The following is an 18,694-nucleotide window of genomic DNA, read 5'->3' on the forward strand; positions in this document are numbered from 1 at the left end:
GAGACGATTCCGTCCAATCTGAGCAAGTGGGAACCTCGACCAGCGCGCCTGGGGCGAATGCCTCTGGTGCGCTGGAACAAGAGACATTGATTAATCGATATATGACAACAACCGGTGAACGGCGTTCGTCAGTAGATGACGATGCACCTTCGATCGCACAACCTATCAATGGTTCGCAATTCGGGAAAAACGATGATTCTTTTCCCGATGACGCCCCAGGCTTATCGAATACATCCGCTCAAAGAAATCAATCACATACAGACGGCGATGATTCACTGATTATTTAAACGTTCTGACCGCGGTAAGGTGGCCGGGCCGCGAATGTAGTTTTCCGGTCCGGTTATTTCCGAGTCCGCGACATGGGCCCGGGGGCAAGGGGGACTCATGGTGAGTCAGCAAGCAGCCTCGACAGCACGGTATTCAGTTGATGATGCCGTGCTGTTGTTGGAAGACGGGCAGATTTACGTAGGTGAGCCATACGGTGCACTCGGCTCGACGTTTGGTGAGATCATCTTTACCACTGCCATGACCGGTTATCAGGAAACCATTACAGACCCGAGCTATGACGGTCAGATTGTCGTGCAGACGTTCCCCCATGTAGGTGACACCGGAATCAACAATGAGGATCCCGAGTCTGAGCATATTTGGGTAGCGGGATACGTCGTTCGGGAACCCAGCCCCAACTTCAGCAATTGGCGGGCCGATGACAGCCTTGATAACGGATTGAATGGCAATGGTATCGTCGGTATCAGCAATATCGATACCCGCAAGCTTGTACGTCATCTACGAAGCTCGGGAGTTATGAGAGCCGGTATCTTCTCCGGTGATGTGCTCATCGATCAATCGACCGGTGCATTGCTTCCGGTCGAAAGTTTGCTCGCGCAGGTGAAGGCGTCGCCGACGATGCAGGGAGCCAGGCTTTACGACCAGGTAAGTGCTGACGAGGCATACACCATTGAACCATGCGGTGATTTCGAAGGCAAAGAACCTTTGTATACTGTTGTCGCTGTTGATCTGGGAATCAAGGGCATGACACCACACCGATTGGCTGAACGCGGTTGTCGCGTGCATGTTTTGCCTTCCTCGGTGAAGTTTGAAGAAATCAAGGCGTTGAACCCTGATGGGGTGTTCTTCTCCAACGGTCCGGGCGACCCGCATGAAGCCGAGCCACAGATCGAAAAGTTGCGACAGGTGCTTGAAGCGGGGTATCCCTTCTTTGGAATCTGCTTTGGCAACCAGCTCTTCGGTCGTGCGCTCGGCTTCGACACATACAAGCTCAAATTCGGCCATCACGGTGTGAATCAGCCGGTTAAGGACATGACCACCGGCAAGGTCGAGATCACCGCCCACAATCATGGATTTGCGGTCGACGCACCTATTGGCAAGATTGTGGAGTCTCCATACGACAATGGGGTGTTCGGCAAGGTGTTCGTTTCCCACATTGATTTAAACGACGATGTTGTGGAAGGGTTGCAATGTATAGACATCCCGGCTTTCTCTGTTCAATATCATCCCGAAGCTGCCGCAGGTCCGCATGATGCTGCTTATCTCTTCGACCGCTTTGTTGTGCTTATGGACGCATGCAGGAAGGGCGAGCCTGTCTCTTCGGTGCTGTCCGCATTTGAGTCATCGTCTGTAAGCGATGAGCATGTCCAATCGCATGTTGATTTTGACAAGGAGAACAAGTAATGCCGAAACGTCAGGACATCAAATCCGTCATGGTTATCGGGTCCGGCCCGATCGTCATCGGTCAAGCGGCCGAATTTGACTATTCCGGAACCCAGGCATGCCGCGTTCTGCGTGAGGAAGGCGTGCGTGTCATTCTGGTCAATTCCAACCCGGCGACCATCATGACTGATCCAGAGATGGCCGATGCCACGTATATTGAACCCATTGATGTTTCGATTCTTGAACGTATCATTGCCAAGGAACGCCCCGATGCCATCCTGCCCACACTCGGTGGACAGACCGCTCTGAACGCCGCTGAGGCACTCGGCAAAGCAGGTGTGCTTAAGAAATATAATGTGGAACTTATTGGTGCCTCGCTTGAAGCCATTGACCGCGGAGAGGACCGTGAACAGTTCAAAAAAGTCGTAGAATCCGTTGGGGGAGAGTCTGCCCGTTCAGATGTGGCCCATACCCTCGAAGAAGTCGATGCCGTCGTAGAGCGACTCGGCGGTTTCCCAGTGGTTGTGCGTCCGAGCTTTACCATGGGCGGTCTGGGTTCAGGTATTGCCCATAACGAAGAGGAACTGCATCGCATCGCTGGGGCCGGCATTCACTATTCGCCGACCGATGAAGTTCTGATCGAAGAGGGCATCGAAGGCTGGAAAGAGTACGAGCTGGAATTGATGCGTGACCGTAACGACAACGTTGTGGTCGTCTGTCCGATCGAGAACGTCGATCCGGTGGGTGTGCATACAGGAGACTCCATCACCGTAGCCCCGACTTTCACACTCACTGATCGCGAGTATCAGAAAATGCGTGATATCGGCATCGCGATTATCCGAGGTGTTGGTGTCGATACCGGTGGATGCAATATCCAGTTTGCGTTGAACCCGAAAAACGGCCGTATCGTCGTCATCGAGATGAACCCTCGTGTTTCCAGGTCATCGGCGCTTGCTTCGAAAGCCACCGGTTTCCCGATTGCCAAAATCGCCACAAAACTTGCGCTTGGATATACACTGGACGAGATTCGCAACGATATTACCGAATCTACGCCGGCTTGTTTCGAACCCACGATTGATTATGTGGTCGCCAAGGTGCCTCGTTTCACTTTCGAAAAATTCCCCGGGGCTGACCCCACACTTACGACTTCGATGAAGTCCGTAGGTGAGGCAATGGCGTTGGGCGGCAATTTCCAGGAATCTGTCGGCAAGGCTATGCGTTCAATCGATAAAAGGGACATGGGCTTTAACTGGGATGGTCCCAAGCCCGACAGTGCAGAGGTCGAGCAGCTGCTCGAGGATATGCGCCGACCCACCGAAAACCGCTATCTTCAACTGCAGCGAGCTTTGTGGGGAGGGGCGACGATTAAACAGCTCTTTGATGCCACTAAGATCGACCCATGGTTCTTGAAGCAATTCGCGTTGATTAATCAAACTGCGATGGAGGTGCGTTTCACCGAGAATCTATCGCCAAAACTGTTGAAAAAGGCAAAATTGGCCGGGCTTTCCGATCTGCAGATTGCACATTTGCGCCATCTGGGAGATGAAGGCGAGAACGCCATACGCGAGCTGCGCCATAGCTACGGCTTGCGTCCGGTGTACAAGACCGTCGATACCTGCGCGGCTGAGTTTGACGCGGTCACGCCGTATTACTACTCATGCTATGCCGATGAGTCCGAACTCAAGCCGCGCGATCGTGAGGCGGTCATCATTCTGGGCAGCGGCCCCAACCGTATCGGCCAAGGCATCGAGTTTGATTACACGTGCGTCCATGCCGTCCAGGAATTGGGCAAGGATTACGACACCATCATGGTCAATTGCAATCCAGAAACGGTTTCAACTGATTACGACGTTTCCGACAGGCTATACTTTGAACCACTCACGTTCGAAGACGTTATGGAGATTTACGAGGCTGAAAAGAAATTGGGGCCCGTTAAAGGCATTATTGTGCAACTCGGCGGTCAGACACCGCTCTCACTGGCTGCGCGGCTTAAGGCTGCAGGGGTTCCGATTCTCGGAACATCGCCTGAATCCATCGATCTGGCTGAAAATCGCGAGCTCTTTGGTGAGGTTCTCCGTCGTGAGCACCTCAATGCACCACGCTTCGGCACCGCACTTAGTCTCGATGAAGCTCGAGAGGCTGCCCATTCCATCGGATATCCTGTACTGGTCCGTCCTAGCTACGTACTTGGCGGACGGGGAATGGAAATCGTATACGATGATGAGCAGTTGACCAAGTATGTCGAACGAGCACTTGATCAGGCCCAGGCGGACACGGTCGTTTCAGGCCGTTTGCCCTCCCCGCTGCTAATTGACAAGTTCCTTCAGGATGCCATAGAAATCGACGTGGATGCGCTTTACGACGGGCATGAGCTTTATATTGGCGGGATCATGGAGCATGTCGAAGAAGCTGGTGTCCATTCTGGTGATGCGGCCTGCACGCTGCCTCCTTCAACGCTTTCCGACGATCAAATCGCGCGTTTGCGCAAGGCGACGCTTGCGATAGCGCAGGGATGCTGCGTGCGCGGTGTGATGAATGTCCAGTTTGCCTACATGTCCAACACGCTCTATGTCATTGAGGCCAACCCGCGAGCGTCTCGTACAATCCCATTCGCTTCCAAGGCGACTGGTGTAGCGCTTGCTAAGGCAGCGGCTCGTATCATGCTGGGGGAGAGTGTTGCCGATCAGCGTCGCCGTGAGCTGTTGCTCGCAAAAGGTGACGGCAGCACCATGCATCCAGGACAGCAGGTCGCAGTCAAGGAATCCGTGCTTCCATTCAAGCGATTCCGCACCGAAAGCGGCAAATCCGTCGACACGCTTCTTGGACCGGAAATGCGATCGACCGGTGAAGTCATGGGCTTTGACCGTGATTTCCCGCATGCATTTGCCAAGTCGCAACTTGCGGCTTACGAAGGTGGCCTACCGACGCGTGGTAATGTCTTCCTTTCAGTTTCCGATGCGGATAAACGTCAGTTGCCGCTCATCGCCACACGTCTGAAAGAGCTCGACTTTACAATCTGTGCAACCGAAGGGACTGCGTCTGTCTTGCGTAGGTATGGCATCGATTCTAAGGTGGTCAGCAAGATTTCGGAAACCCCGGAACATGAACAGGAACTAAAATCGGAATACGGTGACGATTACATTGGTCGTAATGCCGTGCAGCTGATTGAGGATGGCGAGATTGACATGGTGTTGAACACGCCGAGTTCTCGTGGATCCAGATCTGATGGCTATACGATCCGCGCGTCCGCCATTATTGCAGATTTACCCGAGTTCACTACGGTAACCGAGTTCCAAGCTGTGTTGTTGGCGGTTGAGGCCGTGAAGGCCAATGATTATCAAATAATGAGCATCCAAGAACATGCCGAGCAGCTTTTTGCTTCTCAATTGTAGTGGGTAGGTTCTAATCAAAATGCTGCTGGAACGGTATCGACGATCAGTGGGATTCTATAAGGATTCTTTGTACTGACGTTGATGCCGTTCGTTTAACATATTTAGCGAATGCGATATGGTGGAAATTGTCAAGTGTTGATAGGTTAAAGGTTAGGATGCATTACATAATAAAAGATATCGCAAATCGGTCCGTTGTGTCGAAATCGACTGTTTCTCGTTATATAAAAGGGAGGAGGGACAAGATTTCGCCAGTCGCTCGTTCGCAAAGATGAGGGACGACGCGTATCTTAATGCTGCAGGCGGCCCCATTGTTCAGGGGCATGCACTGGTGGAGGCTTTAGAATCCGTTCAAATCGCTGGAGCGGGGCTGGATGTTCTCGAATTCGAACCGAAGGCTTCCGAAAAGCTCCGTTCTGCTCAACGTTGTGCTTGCTCCGCATGCTGACACGGGTACCGTTGAGGCACGTACCGGTTTGGCTGCCGAAGCTGTTGATAATCTGATTAGCTTCTTCGATGGCAATCCGATCAACGTGGTCAATAAGTAACGAAAGCAGACATAGGAGGGGTCATGCGATTTTCGAAGGTTTTCAAAGACGAACTTGACCATGGTTACGCGATTCTGAGAATGAACGAACTTGGCCGTGATTTTGTGCTCATTGCTTCTGAGGAAGATCGACCCTGTTACGCCTATGATCTTGATGATGACTGCCGCCGCATTGTGGTATGGCCCGATGTCGGCGGTACGATGACGATGGTCCAACTTCCGGGGACCTTGGATTTTCTTGCGACTCAGCGTTTTTATCCTGGTTTTAATTCCAAGTCCTGCCGTATCGTGCATGCGCATTTCAACGGCGAGAATTGGGATGTCAACCCGATAGCGGACACGCCGTATATTCACCGCTTCGATATCATCCAGCATGATGGAGGATATTGGTTTATTGGGTGTTCTATCGCCAATTCCAAGCAGTTTACGGATGATTGGTCCGATCCGGGTAGGGTGTTCGTCGGTGAATACGATGCGGTTGTGGATTGCTTGAAAGATATACGAGATCTTGATGTGAGAATCACCAAGAACCACGGTTATCGTCGCGAGATGCCAACAACCTCATTGATAACCGGTCGCGAAGGCATCTTCCGTTTGCATTACCCTCAGGGAAAACAGGATTGGCGACTTGAACATCTGGCCGACGAGGAGACCAGCGATATCGCAATGATTGACATCGACGGAGATGGACATCAGGAGTATCTGGCAATCCAGGGATTCCATGGAGATCATCTCAGGCTTTACGATGATCGGTTCCACACTTTGGATGTCACTGAATCAAATTCTCCTTTTGGGCATGCCATCGATAGTCAGATGCTGTTCGGGGCCCCGTATTTCCTCTTTGGCTACCGTGGGGGAGACCAGGATTTGATGTCCATTCAGGCTCCCGATCGCGTCGTACGTAAAAATATCGTTGAAACCGGAGTGGGGCCGAGCAATGTTACCGTGTTCCGCAAAGACGGTAAGGATTATCTGCTGAGTGCCAACCGTGAAAGTAATTCATTGGCTATCTACCACATCGTTAACGAGGGGAACTAGGATGGCTGGACGCTATTTCTGATACTTGATAACGGGGAACCAACACCCGAACGTTGCTTTTCGATGCTCAGGGAACGCAGGTCGGCGTCTCTGTCTTCGAAACACCGTGGATTCAAGGTGTGCTTAAAGCGGGAGGTCGATCTTAAAGAAATGTGAAACTCGCTTTTTCTGCGATTAGACAAGTGCGCTTTCGCAAACCGGTATCTTTACTACCAAGGAAATCGCTTGTATAACGTGTGTGGGGCATGGTAAAAAGTCTTTATCTCCTAGATAAGGATGGATGTATATCTTCTGCAACGGCATCTTGTCGGCGGACGAACAAGCCAATGAGATGGCGAAGCGTTTCGAAATGGGAGTTGAGGAAATTTATCCGGTTGCCAGGCAGTGCGTCATGGCAAGTCAGGCGCCGGTGCCGCTGCGTTGGCTCAAGGATCATTGGCACAAGACCTTGCAGCTGGCGCATGATCTTGAGTTCAATTTCATCTAGTTTTCAGTAGATGAAAGCGACGAGCGTTTGGCTCGTTTGGGACTGGACGCGTGAGCAGCGCAAGGATTTGCGCGATGCTGCGTGGGACACGAGCGTGCGTATCCATACACTGATGCTCAGCGGACATCGTCGTTATCCGCTGGGCTCGGTCAATCCTCAAATGCGCGAACACAGCCTTGAGATGCTCTGCAAAGCCATTGACTTGGCTTACGACCTTGGGATTCGCAACATTCGATGGCCGGTTATGACGTCTATTATGAGCTCAAAACGCTTGAATCTCGTAAGTGGTTCGTGGAAAACCTGAAAAGGCGTCGAATATGCCGCGACGCGTCAGGTTATGTTGGACATCTAGACCATGGATGATCTATTCCTTAATTCGCTTCAGAAGATCAACTATCTGAAAACCAGATTTACAGTCCGTGGCTTCGGGCATGTCCGGACTTGGACAACCTTTCGGCCTGGCCGTAAAACGATGTTGGCGGGGAACTTGAAACAGGAATCGATAATATCGTTTCGGTGCACCTTAAGGACGCCAAACCGGTGACCGCCACAAGCAAAGGACAGTTCCGTGATGTGCCGTTCGGCGATGGAACGGTCGATTTCGAAGGGTGTTTGCGTACTTTGCATCGGCTGGGTTACACCAGCGCGATGACCATCGAGATGTGGGCCAACAAATCCGCAAAGCTGATCGAGGAAGTGAAGAACGTAAAGGCATTTTTCGACAAGATTTTCCGCAATGTCGGAATCCAGCAGAAACCGCTCGACTGATTATTGGCCGCAATCCCGTTGATCAGGTTCGGAACTGGCGGAGAGAAAGAAGGGTTATATGGCAGAATTTGATTATCGAGGGACCGGTTAGGGGTTGGCGTCCGGTCGTCCGGTGTAAACGGGTGACTTTGGCATCACTCAGATGAATTGATTTTGTTTCGCTGCAGGTGGTGTGATGAATTTGTAATGAGCCATCCTTGGGTGGCAAAGCGTATAGATAACCAATCGATAAAGTTGTCGTAATTGCATAGTTGAAGGCGAAGAAGCCGACTTTTTCAGTGCTGAACGACTGTGCACTATCTGTCCCGAGTGCTTTTTACGCAGGCGTGGGCGCCTTACCGGCTTTACTTGGATTATCTAAGCTTTCATTCCTGTGGTGATCAGAATCATCAAGCAGATGGTCGATAACACAGGCATCAAATTGCCGGTTGTTGCCATCGGTTGGCAGGCGGAATCGTTGATGTCCTTCGCAATTAAACTGTCTGCAATAATGACAATCTTCTCGCTGATCGCCAACGTTTTCTCGCTTCAACCTGATAGCTCGGTCTCTGAACGTTCTTATCTTCGAAGCATTCATCTCAAAGAATCCGTTTATCATTGCAGGTTGTGTGGTTGTTTATTTGCTTCTGCTGTTCCTATTTTCGCAAGTACCGTTCCCAGATTTGGCGTTACCTGCGTAAGATGTCCGATAAGAACGCTGGATATGCGGGTAGCGACGAAAAGATAACGTATTGATAATCTATATCATAAAGGAGTAGTGTCATGAAAAAAATTGATGGACACTTGCATTTGGTCCGCTCCGTCTCCGGTATCAACGGCAAAGGCCGGATGACGCCGTTGGGGGATGGTAAGGCGATCTGGGACAACGGCACTCCCTTGAAGCTCATTCCAGATGGCTGGGGTGATGACAACTTCCTCGCTGAGTCCGCGTTAAAAGTCATGGATGAGAACGGTATTAATAAGTCCGTTTTGTTGCAGGGGAGCCTGTACGCCTTCCAGAATTTCTATACATATCAGTCGGTTAAGAAACATCCCGACCGTTTCATTGGTGCCTTTTCCTTTGATCCGTTCAGTGCAGACGCAATGACCATCGTCAAGCGACACGTCGAGGATCTCGGCTTCCGGACGGTTAAGTTCGAAATCAGCGAGGGCGGTGGTCTGCATGGCTATCATTCACCGTTCAGGCTTGACACGGATGAGACTATCGGTCGTTTCTTCCATTACATCGCCGACTATCCGGGCTTTGTAGTGACTGTCGACTACGGCGATTACACACAGCTGAGCTATGAGCCCGAAGCCATCGTCAACCTCGCCAAGCGCTATCCGATGATCGATTTCGTCGTTTGCCATCTCTCGTTCCCGAACGCCGACCATCTCAACCGCCTTGAGAATGCGCTCAGGCAGTGGGAACCGCTCCCGAACATCAGCACCGAGATCTCTGCGATCCAGGATATCGAAGGCGAAACCGAATTCCCGTTCCCGCGTTGCCAGAAGGACGTGGCTCTGGCCAAGAAAATCCTCGGTCCCCAGCGCATTTTCTGGGGTAGTGACGCTCCGTGGTCGGCAACGTTCAACTCCTACCACAACCTCTCCTCGTGGCTTGAGGCCACGGACATCTTCACCGAAGATGAACTTGAGGACGTGATGTACAACAATCCGGATCGTATCTACTTCAAGCCGCAGAACGTCAAGGCTGTCGCCGAGGCAGTGGATCCCGTCACCGGAGAATGAATTTCGGTCTGAAGGCTGAATTCATGGAACCCGGCAAGTGGGCACCATGTCTGTATGCCGGTTCATGAAACACTATCCTTATGGTTTTGGTCCCGCCGGTAGTGTGTCGGTGGGACCAAAACATTTTTGTTTGACGATCTTACGTGTGCCGTTGATTGATATGCAGATGGCGGTGCTTTTGCAAGATCATGGGGAAGTAAGTTGTTCTACATGCGCTGAGTTCGTAGGCATAATGGCGCTTGTGTGGTCTCTTCCACCGGCGTTGTTCATCGGTTCGGTGGCTTCATTAGAATGGGGCGCAGTAACGGCAAGGAGTAGCATATTGGTTGAAAACGGTGAGAAAGACGACGGCATGAAGTCAGGCAAGGGGCGACTGATCGTCCTGACGGGTCCTACCGCAGCGGGCAAGGGCACGGTTGAGGCGAATTTGCTGAGCAAACATCCGGAAGTCTGGGTTTCCGTCTCTGCGACCACACGTGATCCTCGACCGGGTGAGATTGACGGCAAGAACTACTGGTTTATGGATGAACAGGAATTCCGTTCCAAAGAAGCTCGGAATTGGTTTCTCGAAACCGCCGTCGTGCATGGCATGGCTCATTATGGCACGCCTTTGCAACCGGTATGCGATCATCTAAAGGCTAATATTCCGACGATCCTTGAAATAGATCTGCAAGGTGCTCGACGTGTGAAGCAACGGGCTTCCGAATTGAATCTCGAAATTGTCTCGGTTTTTATTGCCCCACCTAGCTACGACGAGCTGGTCAAGCGTTTGATTGGCCGGGGCACCGAAAACGAGGAACAACGCAAAAAGCGTCTTGAGACGGCGAAAGTCGAAATGGCCGCAGAATCGGAATTCGATGTCACCATTATCAATGATTCTGTTGATCGCGCCGCTGATGAGTTGTGGAACGTCATCGTTCAGGAATATGGGGTTGGCGCTTAAGTCAACGATTTATAATCGGCGATGAACTGGCTAAATGACGGGCATTGTCAAAAGGTGCGTGCCGATACGTGATGAATTGGCACACACCTTTGTTACTACGATGGTTACGCCAGGCCGCTGAGCTTGTTGATTAGTTCAGGGTCTCGGGTGGCACCTTTATCTGCCGAGCGCGCAAAAGCGGCATAGGCTTTGAGTGCCAACGATACCTTGCGATCGCGGTGTGCCACATAGCCGTCTCCGGCCTCCAGCTCACGGCGTCGTTCTGCCAGCTCCTCATTGGTGAGCTCCACATTGATCGTACGGTTGGGAATGTCGATGTTGATGATGTCCCCGTTTTTGATCAACGCGATTGGGCCCTTACTGGCGGCCTCTGGTGCGATGTGGCCGATGGACAATCCGGAGGAACCGCCGGAATAACGGCCGTCCGTGATCAGCGCCACATCGCGACCGATACCCTTGCCTTTAACGAACGAAGTAGGGTAGAGCATTTCCTGCATGCCCGGGCCCCCCTTAGGTCCTTCATAGCGGATAACCAAAGCTTCGCCTTTTTTGAGCTTATCTCCCAAAATCGCTTCAACAGCTTGTTCCTGCGATTCGACGACGCGTGCAGGTCCGCTGAATTTCCATATGTTCTGCGGTACGCCGGCGGTTTTCACCACACAGCCGTTGGGTGCGAGGTTGCCGCGCAGAATTGCCAGTCCTCCTTCTCCGACTGCCGGATGGTCGATATCGTGGATTGCGCCGTTGATGCGGTCCGTATCCAACGTCTCCGAACGGGTTTCCTGCACGAAGGGTTCAGGGGACTTGATGTGGCCCGGAGCTGCACGGTACAGCTCTTTCGCTTTGTCGAGACAGGTTGGACTGATGATGTCCCAGTCATCGAGTTTGGCTTGCAACGTCGGGTAATCGACCGAATGTACATCCTCATACAGCTTGCCGGCGCGGTTAAGCTCACCAAGGATGCCGCAGATGCCGCCGGCACGATGCACATCGGAAATCTCCCAGTCGCCGGACGGGCTTGCCTTGCAAATGCAAGGAACTGTGTGGCTGATGCGCTCGATGTCGTCAAGCGTGAAGTCCACGTCGGCGCTCTGGGCGGCAGCGAGGATATGCAGGACGGTATTGGTCGATCCACCCATGGCCACATCCATGGTCATGGCGTTCTCGAAGGCATGCTTCGTTGCAATGGCGCGCGGCAGTACGCTCTCGTCGTCCTTGTCGTAGTAGCGGTGAGCGAGGTTGACAATCTGCTTGCCCGCATCAATGAACAGCTGCTTTCGATAACCATGCGAGGCAAGTGTGGTTCCGTTACCGGGCAAAGCCAAACCGAGTGCTTCCATCAGGCAGTTCATCGAATTGGCGGTAAACATGCCTGCGCAGGATCCGCAAGTAGGGCAGACGGTCTTCTCGTAAGTGAGCAGATCTTCATTCGAGACGCTGTCATCCGCTGAGGCATACATCGCATCAATCAGATCTGTGCTTTTGGTTTCGCCGTCCGAAAGCGTGGTCTCGCCGGCTTCCATCGGTCCGCCGGAGACGAAGATGGTGGGGATGTTCAGGCGCAGCGCGGCCATAAGCATGCCGGGTGTGATTTTGTCGCAGTTTGAAATGCAAATCAATGCGTCGGCACAGTGAGCATTGACGGAGTATTCCACCGCATCGGCGATCAGGTCGCGGCTTGGCAGTGAATACAGCATGCCGGTGTGCCCCATGGCGATGCCGTCATCGACGGCGATGGTGTTGAATTCGCGCGGGATGCCGCCGGCCTCTTTCACGGCCTGCGAAACAATACGTCCGACTTTGTTGAGGTGGACGTGTCCAGGCACGAATTCCGAGAACGAGTTTGCGATGGCGATGATGGGTTTGCGACCGAGGTCATCTCCGGGAACTCCGGCGGCACGAAAAAGTGCCCGTGCGCCGGCGAACATGCGGCCGGTCATGATATTGTGTGAGCGCATTTGCATGGTTCCATATAAGTTCATCGGCGTTGCATTTGCAGATTGGCGACCGAATGATGAACGTGTTTTTTGTTTTCTTTCGCAGCTGGGCTATCTCATGCGTAAAATCGGCCTCTTGGCGTATACTTTAGGTTTTGAGTAGTCTTGCATTTTTTGAGGGAGCAAACAATATGGCATTTGGCACCGAGCCTACACCGAGCGGCCTTGTTGATCCTACGGTCGACCAGTTGATGGAGCATTCCGAAGACAACAAGTATTCGCTGTCTATTTTCGCCGCGAAGCGCGCCCGTCAGATCAACTCCTATTTCACTCAGCTCAACGAAGGTCTTTTGCAGAACGTTGGCCCTCTGGTGGAATATCAGAACAACGAGAAGCCGTTGTCCATCGCATTCAGGGAAATCAATGAAGGCCTTTTGGAAGAGACCCTCGGTGAGGATGACCTGAGCGAAGGCAGCATCGGCTAGTTCCTCTTTTTTAGCCCGATTCCATTTACGGAGTCGGGCCTTTTTGTATGGCGGCAATTTTTATTGCATAAAAATAGGGTCGTAGGGATAGTGTTGTTTCTTGTATGTATACACGTCGGCCGCAGTGCGGTTCCGGCATGGAAGAAAGAAGTTCACTGTGTCCACAGTATCGACAAACGAACGTCGTCTTATTTCCGCAGAATCGGTAACCGAAGGGCATCCCGATAAAATATGCGATCAGATTTCGGACGCAATTCTTGATGATATGCTTCGTCAAGATTCCCGTTCCCACGTAGCCGTGGAGACTTCGGCTGCCATCGGACAATTTCTGGTTTTCGGTGAGGTGACCAGTTCCGGATATTCCGACATCCAGCGTATCGTGCGCGATGTCGTCAGGAATATCGGCTACACAAGCTCCGAAGTCGGTCTTGACGCCGACTCTTGCGGTGTACTCGTGGCGCTTACGGAGCAGAGCCCCGAAATCAACCAAGGTGTGGATCGGCTTGCCTCCGACCAGGAATCCGCGGTTTCGCGACAGGAGCGTTATGCGGCACAGGGGGCGGGGGACCAAGGCATCATGTTCGGATATGCCTGTGACGAGACCGATACTCTTATGCCGCTTCCCATCCATCTTTCACACCGTCTGGCTTTCCGTCTTGCACAGGTTCGCAAGGAAGGCCTCGTGCCGCATCTTCGTCCCGACGGCAAGACCCAGGTCACGATCGAATATGGGGAAGGCGGTCGTCCTGCTCGCGTCGATACGATTCTCGTCTCGACTCAGCATGACCCTGATGTCACACATGATTGGCTCATGGGGAAGCTGCGGGAACGCGTCATCAGGCCGGTGCTTGATGAGGTCTGCGGCACCTTGGTGCGTCATGACGATTACCGTCTGCTTGTCAATCCCACAGGTTCCTTTGTTTTGGGTGGCCCTGCCGCCGACGCCGGACTGACCGGACGCAAGATCATCGTCGATACCTATGGCGGGGCCGCTCATCATGGCGGTGGAGCCTTTTCCGGAAAGGATCCCAGTAAGGTCGATCGATCGGCGGCCTATGCCACACGGTGGGTGGCCAAGAACGTCGTTGCAGCGGGACTGGCGCACAAAGTCGAGATACAGGTGGCTTATGCCATCGGTGTCGCCGATCCGGTGAGTATCAACGTCAATACTTTCGGTACCGAAATCGGGGTGTCTCGTGAACAAATCCAGGCTGCCGTGCGTAAGGTCTTTGATCTGCGTCCGGCGGCGATTGTTGACGAGCTGGACCTCTTGCGTCCAAGGTATCTCAAGACCGCTGCATACGGTCACTTCGGCCGTACGGATCCGGATTTCACATGGGAGGCTACCGACAAGGTCGATGAGCTCAAGTCGGCCATCGCCAAAGGCTGAGACCCTGTGTCCAACAGTGATTATCGAGCCGCGTTCCTCGTTGTATGAAAGGGAAGCGGCTCGCTCGTTTTACGAGGTTTCCACACCGGAGACACCTTGTTTTTCGCGACTGGCGCAATCGTTTCTGTGTCGAAACTGGGCAATAGGCTAAAAGAGATGCTGCAGACTGGAAATGCAGTGGAAATCGCTTTTTTGGAGGTTGGGTATGACTGCTATGAACGTAGCCGATATGGTTTCGATATTTCTCAAGAATAGCGGGAAAATCAACATCACCGCATTTGACGGTTCTTCCTTCGGGCCACAGGATGCACCGGTACATATCTCGGTGAACAATTCCCGAGCCGTCTATTACATGGTTGACCATCCCAATGATCTCGGTCTCGCCCGTGCTTACTTGCAGGGAGATATCTCATCTCCAGAACTCGTCCCCGGCGACCCTTACGAGGTATTCAAGCAGCTCATGGCTCTCAAACCGGATCTCAAGAAACCGAATCCGGCCGATCTTGCGCGTATCGTTACGTCCGTTTATTCGCATGGTATCCGACATCCCGAGGCCCCGTCGATTGAAGGTCCAAGCCGTTGGAAGCGCCGCGCCGAAGGTCTGCTGCCGCATTCCAAGGCCGGTGATGAAGCTACGGTAAGCTACCACTATGATCAGTCCAATGAATTCTACCGACTGTTCTTGGGTCCATCGATGACTTATACCTGTGCTGTGTTCGACTCACCTCAGGATTCGCTGGAGGAGGCGCAGGAACGCAAGCTTGATCTGGTGCTTGACAAGCTCGACCTCAAGCCTGGTGATCGACTTCTTGACATCGGTTGTGGTTGGGGATCGATGGAAATCCGTGCGGCTAAGCGCGGTATCAGGGTGCTCGGCGTTACGTTGGCCGCAGAGCAGGTCAAGTGGGCCAACGAATGGATTAAGCGAGAAGGTCTCGAGGACCTCGCCGAAGTTCGGCAAATGGATTACCGGGATGTACCAGAAGGCGATTTCGATGCCATATGCTCGATCGGAATGATGGAACACGTCGGTTTTAAGCATTACCCTTCGTATTTCAAGGAGATTTTCGATAAGCTCAAGCCGAACGGCCGCCTGCTGAACCATCAGATTACTCGCGTCAATTCGACAACAGGCAAAGCTGCCGGTGAGTTCATCGACCGCTATATTTTCCCAGATGGCCAACTTGCGTCCCCAGGTGAGATCGAAACTGTCATCCATGATACCGGTTTTGAAATCGTCAATCAGGAAAATCTACGCCAACACTACGCTTTGACGCTGCATGACTGGAACAAGAACCTGGTCGCCGGATGGGATCGCGCCGTTGAACTGATGGGCGAACCCAAGGCCCGGTTGTGGGGACTTTACATGGCCGGCTGTGCCTTGAACTTCGAGCTCAACAACATTCAGGTTCATCAGTTCCTGTGCGTTCGTCCGGATAGTGAAACGATGACTGATACGTATCCGCTGCGACCGTGGTGGGTTGAAGATTCGACTGTCAAGCCAAGCAAGGCTTAAAAGTCTTCGAACCAGAAGCTGTAAAATGGCCGCCTGCGTACAGGCGGCCATTTTACATACGGCTTATGTATGCAAATTATCGATGGATACTTCCGATGCCTGTGATTGCTTATGGTTTACGGGAAGGTTATCCGTACAACATTTCGATCCACACCAAGCACCTGTACGACCTCGAAAAGATTTATGGGGGTTTCTATCCGTTGACTTGCTATCCTTGAGTTATGAGTGAACCGCAGGCTGAACAACCGGCGCTCGCGGGGCTGGCCTCGCGCAAGCGCCGCAGGTCGGTCACACATACTCCGGCTGAAGACAACCCGATTGCACAGGTCGTCTTGGATGTACAAGCTATTCATTTAGGGCAGACTTTCGATTACCTCATTGATGAAAAACAGTCTCGGTCCGCTCAACCGGGAGTGATGGTTCGTGTTCGCTTCGGTGGTCGCCGCGTCAACGGTATTATTTGGGATCGTGTGAAGGAAAGCCACGCGGCCCCCTCTGCCTTGCGATATATAGAACAGGTCAAAACACCTGCTGTGATTGTGTCGGCCACGATGAGACGCGATATCGCCGCCATAGCCGATGCATACGGCGGTACGCCTGCCAATATTCTCCGCCTTGCCGTTCCGCCTCGTGTGGCTCGGGTGGATCAGGAACAGCATTTGGTGATGAGCGGAACGTGGGCAGGCAGCCGAGGTCGCATAGTTTTTGAAGAGAATCAGCTCGAGCTTGCGAGCCAGCGTTTGCAGGCCAGCTACGACAATGCTCCGGCGCTCCAGCGAGCGCTGAACGGTGGTGGGTTCTCCTCATTCGTGTTTGACGCGCTTCCGGGAGTGACTCGCTGGGCCGACGACCTTGCATACGCTGCCTGTGTCTCGTTGCATGCCGGTCGGGCTGCGGTTCTTGTACTGCCCACGATGCGTGAGGTCGGTGATATGTCCTCGGCTTTGCAACGATTCGGTTTAAAGCCGTTCCGGCAGATGAACACTTCTCAAGGCGGATACGACGGTGATTTCGTCTTGTTGAGCGCCGCAATGGCGCCGGCCGAACGATATCGTTCCTATCTTGCGCTTGCCGCAGGCCAGGTCCGGTGTGTCATTGGAACAAGGGGTGCGATGTATGCGCCGGTGGAAGGCCCTGGGCTGTTTGCGATTCTCGAAGATGCGGCCTATCAGAACGCCGACGGAATGATGCCCTATGCGGTCGCGCGTGGTGTTCTGCGTTTACGTGCCAAGCTTCACGGTGGAACCTTCATGGCAATGGGCAATGCAAGGACGGCTACCAGTGAATGGGAGGTATTCGGTGAGAGGCCAAAACATGATGACGGCACCGCTGACACGGACGGTAAGTCGGAAGTAAGTGTCGGCTTGATGCAAGATGCTCAACCTCTCAGGTTGGGGGAGTCGCAAGCGGATGCTGAAAGCAGTAATTCGGCTGATGTGCCCCCCGATATCGCAGGTTCTCTTACCATAATGCAGGACGATGCCCATAAAACCGACAATCAGATAACTGTTGAAAGTGAAGAAGGGCCGGTCGAACCGATATTGGAAACGGGTGAAACCTATCCTCTCGATGACAGACAGAATAAACGTCAGACGGGTGGCGTTACGCGGGAAGATCCCATATTTAGTACCGAACCAGTTGTGCATGTCAATGTCTGCCAGACACCCGTAAGTGGTTCAAGCATACCCATTCATCCTCTTCCTTCCGTGGTCAATGAAGTTGCTCCGTGGGTCCGTTGGCTGAACCGCGACGAACTGGCACGTATGGCCGATCCGACAATCGGCGCTCGCGTGCCGCATACAGCGGTTCGTGTCCTTTCGGAAGCATTGGAGCACGGCCCGATTCTTTTCTCGATTCCGCATGATGGCATTGCTGAGGTACTCAGTTGCGCGCGTTGTCATCGACAGGCTCGATGCCCCAGATGCACCGGGCCGCTGCAGCAGATTCGCGGGGCGGCTCCGCGCTGTCGGTGGTGTGGGGCTCCCGCCAGTGAGTGGGTGTGTCCAGAATGCCATGGCAAGCGTATGAGTGTCGTGCGAGTAGGTGCTGCAGGCACGGCGGCGCAATTGCAACACATGTTCCGCGATATTCCGATTGTCCTGTCCAGCCCGAGCCAGCCCAACGGTGTCGTTGAATGGATTCCCGAACGCCCTCTGATTGTCATTGCGACGCCGGAAGCTGAGCCTCGAGTGAAAACGCAGGATGGTGCTGTGGGACATTATCAGGCGGTTGCCATCCTTGATGCGTGGACAAGCCTGTACGCACCGGGGGTCGATGCGCGTGTTGATGCGTTGACTGCTTGGATGAGAGCCGCTTCGATGTGTGCTTGCAGGAGTGAAGGCGGACAAGTATTGCTGATTGGCGAGACCGATCCGGCGATTGCCGAATCGCTGGTGCGATGGGATAGTCGCATTCTTGCGGCCCGCGAACTTGACGAACGTGCACAGACGGGTCTTTCACCTGTCTTTGCAGTAGCCTGTGTCTGGGGGCGTAGGGAGGCTGTAATGGCGACGCTGAGGCACATCGGTGTGATGGACGATTGTGAATGGAGTCGGATACGGACCGATATCGGTCCGGTTCCTGCGGTGCTGGGTCCCGTTCCCATTGCTCAGCCGCGAACAATCGATGCAAGAGAGCTGGAAGCCACGCAAGATCGTGTTAAGGCTGTGGTGCGTGTACCGCAATCGTTGCGTGCACAATTGGCTCGGCGTCTGCATGCCGAAGTCGCTCGCCATGTCGCGACCAGGACCCCGGGTGAGTTGCGATTCCAGCTCGATCCGAAGGATCTTATCTAG

17 protein-coding genes are annotated in these 18,694 nt (G+C 53.1%); 15 read left to right on the top strand and 2 right to left on the bottom strand.

Annotated features, from left to right (window positions below):
- Nucleotides 1-384: 384 nt before the first annotated feature.
- The 9 genes from carA (at nt 385) to GA0061077_RS07130 (ending at nt 7,897) form a co-directional block, all read left to right on the top strand.
- Nucleotides 385-1,689, top strand: coding sequence for a glutamine-hydrolyzing carbamoyl-phosphate synthase small subunit (gene carA / locus GA0061077_RS01470; protein ID WP_091847163.1), 1,305 nt, complete (start codon nt 385-387; stop codon nt 1,687-1,689).
- Nucleotides 1,689-5,060, top strand: a complete 3,372-nt coding sequence (gene carB / locus GA0061077_RS01475) for a carbamoyl-phosphate synthase large subunit (protein ID WP_091847164.1) — start codon at nt 1,689-1,691, stop codon at nt 5,058-5,060. Before carA ends, carB begins: the two co-directional genes overlap by 1 nt.
- A gap of 155 nt (nt 5,061-5,215) precedes the next feature.
- Nucleotides 5,216-5,332 (top strand): LacI family DNA-binding transcriptional regulator, encoded by a 117-nt coding sequence (locus GA0061077_RS07220; RefSeq protein ID WP_091847165.1) that lies wholly within the window; start codon nt 5,216-5,218, stop codon nt 5,330-5,332.
- Nucleotides 5,329-5,505: an NAD(P)-dependent oxidoreductase gene (locus GA0061077_RS07225; RefSeq protein WP_200754434.1), complete on the top strand. Its 177-nt coding sequence runs from the start codon at nt 5,329-5,331 to the stop codon at nt 5,503-5,505. The genes GA0061077_RS07220 and GA0061077_RS07225 overlap by 4 nt, the downstream gene beginning before the upstream one ends.
- Complete coding sequence (locus GA0061077_RS06935) at nt 5,432-5,605, top strand: hypothetical protein (RefSeq protein WP_200754443.1); 174 nt, start codon at nt 5,432-5,434, stop codon at nt 5,603-5,605. Before GA0061077_RS07225 ends, GA0061077_RS06935 begins: the two co-directional genes overlap by 74 nt.
- A gap of 23 nt (nt 5,606-5,628) precedes the next feature.
- The gene (locus GA0061077_RS01490; RefSeq protein ID WP_183193098.1) at nt 5,629-6,642 is read left to right on the top strand and encodes a hypothetical protein; all 1,014 of its coding nucleotides are present in this window, start codon (nt 5,629-5,631) and stop codon (nt 6,640-6,642) included.
- A 280-nt stretch (nt 6,643-6,922) separates the two neighbouring features.
- Nucleotides 6,923-7,129 (top strand): hypothetical protein, encoded by a 207-nt coding sequence (locus tag GA0061077_RS07120; RefSeq protein ID WP_260281717.1) that lies wholly within the window; start codon nt 6,923-6,925, stop codon nt 7,127-7,129.
- Between the two features lie 10 nt (nt 7,130-7,139).
- Complete coding sequence (locus tag GA0061077_RS07125) at nt 7,140-7,433, top strand: TIM barrel protein (RefSeq protein ID WP_260281718.1); 294 nt, start codon at nt 7,140-7,142, stop codon at nt 7,431-7,433.
- Nucleotides 7,434-7,627: 194 nt separating this feature from the next.
- On the top strand, nt 7,628-7,897 hold the full coding sequence (locus GA0061077_RS07130) for a TIM barrel protein (protein WP_324609211.1): 270 nt from the start codon (nt 7,628-7,630) through the stop codon (nt 7,895-7,897).
- A gap of 357 nt (nt 7,898-8,254) precedes the next feature.
- Here GA0061077_RS07130 and GA0061077_RS06830 read toward each other — a convergent pair whose 3' ends face one another.
- Nucleotides 8,255-8,413, bottom strand: coding sequence for a hypothetical protein (locus GA0061077_RS06830; protein ID WP_159426896.1), 159 nt, complete (start codon nt 8,411-8,413; stop codon nt 8,255-8,257).
- A 246-nt stretch (nt 8,414-8,659) separates the two neighbouring features.
- Between GA0061077_RS06830 and GA0061077_RS01505 the strand changes: the two genes are divergently transcribed.
- On the top strand, nt 8,660-9,628 hold the full coding sequence (locus GA0061077_RS01505) for an amidohydrolase family protein (protein WP_091847166.1): 969 nt from the start codon (nt 8,660-8,662) through the stop codon (nt 9,626-9,628).
- 352 nt (nt 9,629-9,980) lie between these two features.
- Complete coding sequence (gene gmk, locus GA0061077_RS01510) at nt 9,981-10,571, top strand: guanylate kinase (RefSeq protein ID WP_091847584.1); 591 nt, start codon at nt 9,981-9,983, stop codon at nt 10,569-10,571.
- 104 nt (nt 10,572-10,675) lie between these two features.
- Here the strand turns inward: gmk and ilvD are convergent, their stop codons facing one another.
- Nucleotides 10,676-12,535 carry a dihydroxy-acid dehydratase gene (gene ilvD / locus GA0061077_RS01515; protein ID WP_091847167.1) on the bottom strand — a complete coding sequence of 620 codons (1,860 nt, stop codon included), beginning with the start codon at nt 12,533-12,535 and terminating at the stop codon, nt 10,676-10,678.
- Between the two features lie 164 nt (nt 12,536-12,699).
- Here ilvD and rpoZ point away from each other — a divergent pair, with 164 nt between their 5' ends.
- The 4 genes from rpoZ to GA0061077_RS07035 all read left to right on the top strand — a co-directional run bounded on the left by rpoZ (nt 12,700) and on the right by GA0061077_RS07035 (nt 18,694).
- A complete protein-coding gene (gene rpoZ, locus GA0061077_RS01520; protein WP_091847168.1) occupies nt 12,700-12,993 on the top strand; it encodes a DNA-directed RNA polymerase subunit omega in 294 nt (97 codons plus the stop codon).
- A 157-nt stretch (nt 12,994-13,150) separates the two neighbouring features.
- Nucleotides 13,151-14,383 carry a methionine adenosyltransferase gene (gene metK / locus GA0061077_RS01525; protein ID WP_091847169.1) on the top strand — a complete coding sequence of 411 codons (1,233 nt, stop codon included), beginning with the start codon at nt 13,151-13,153 and terminating at the stop codon, nt 14,381-14,383.
- 205 nt (nt 14,384-14,588) lie between these two features.
- The gene (locus GA0061077_RS01530) at nt 14,589-15,899 is read left to right on the top strand and encodes a class I SAM-dependent methyltransferase (RefSeq protein WP_091847585.1); all 1,311 of its coding nucleotides are present in this window, start codon (nt 14,589-14,591) and stop codon (nt 15,897-15,899) included.
- Nucleotides 15,900-16,120: 221 nt separating this feature from the next.
- Entirely contained in the window at nt 16,121-18,694 is a 2,574-nt protein-coding gene (locus GA0061077_RS07035; protein ID WP_091847170.1) for a primosomal protein N', read from the top strand.

The sequence above is a fragment of the Bifidobacterium commune genome (assembly GCF_900094885.1).
Taxonomy (GTDB): domain Bacteria; phylum Actinomycetota; class Actinomycetes; order Actinomycetales; family Bifidobacteriaceae; genus Bifidobacterium; species Bifidobacterium commune.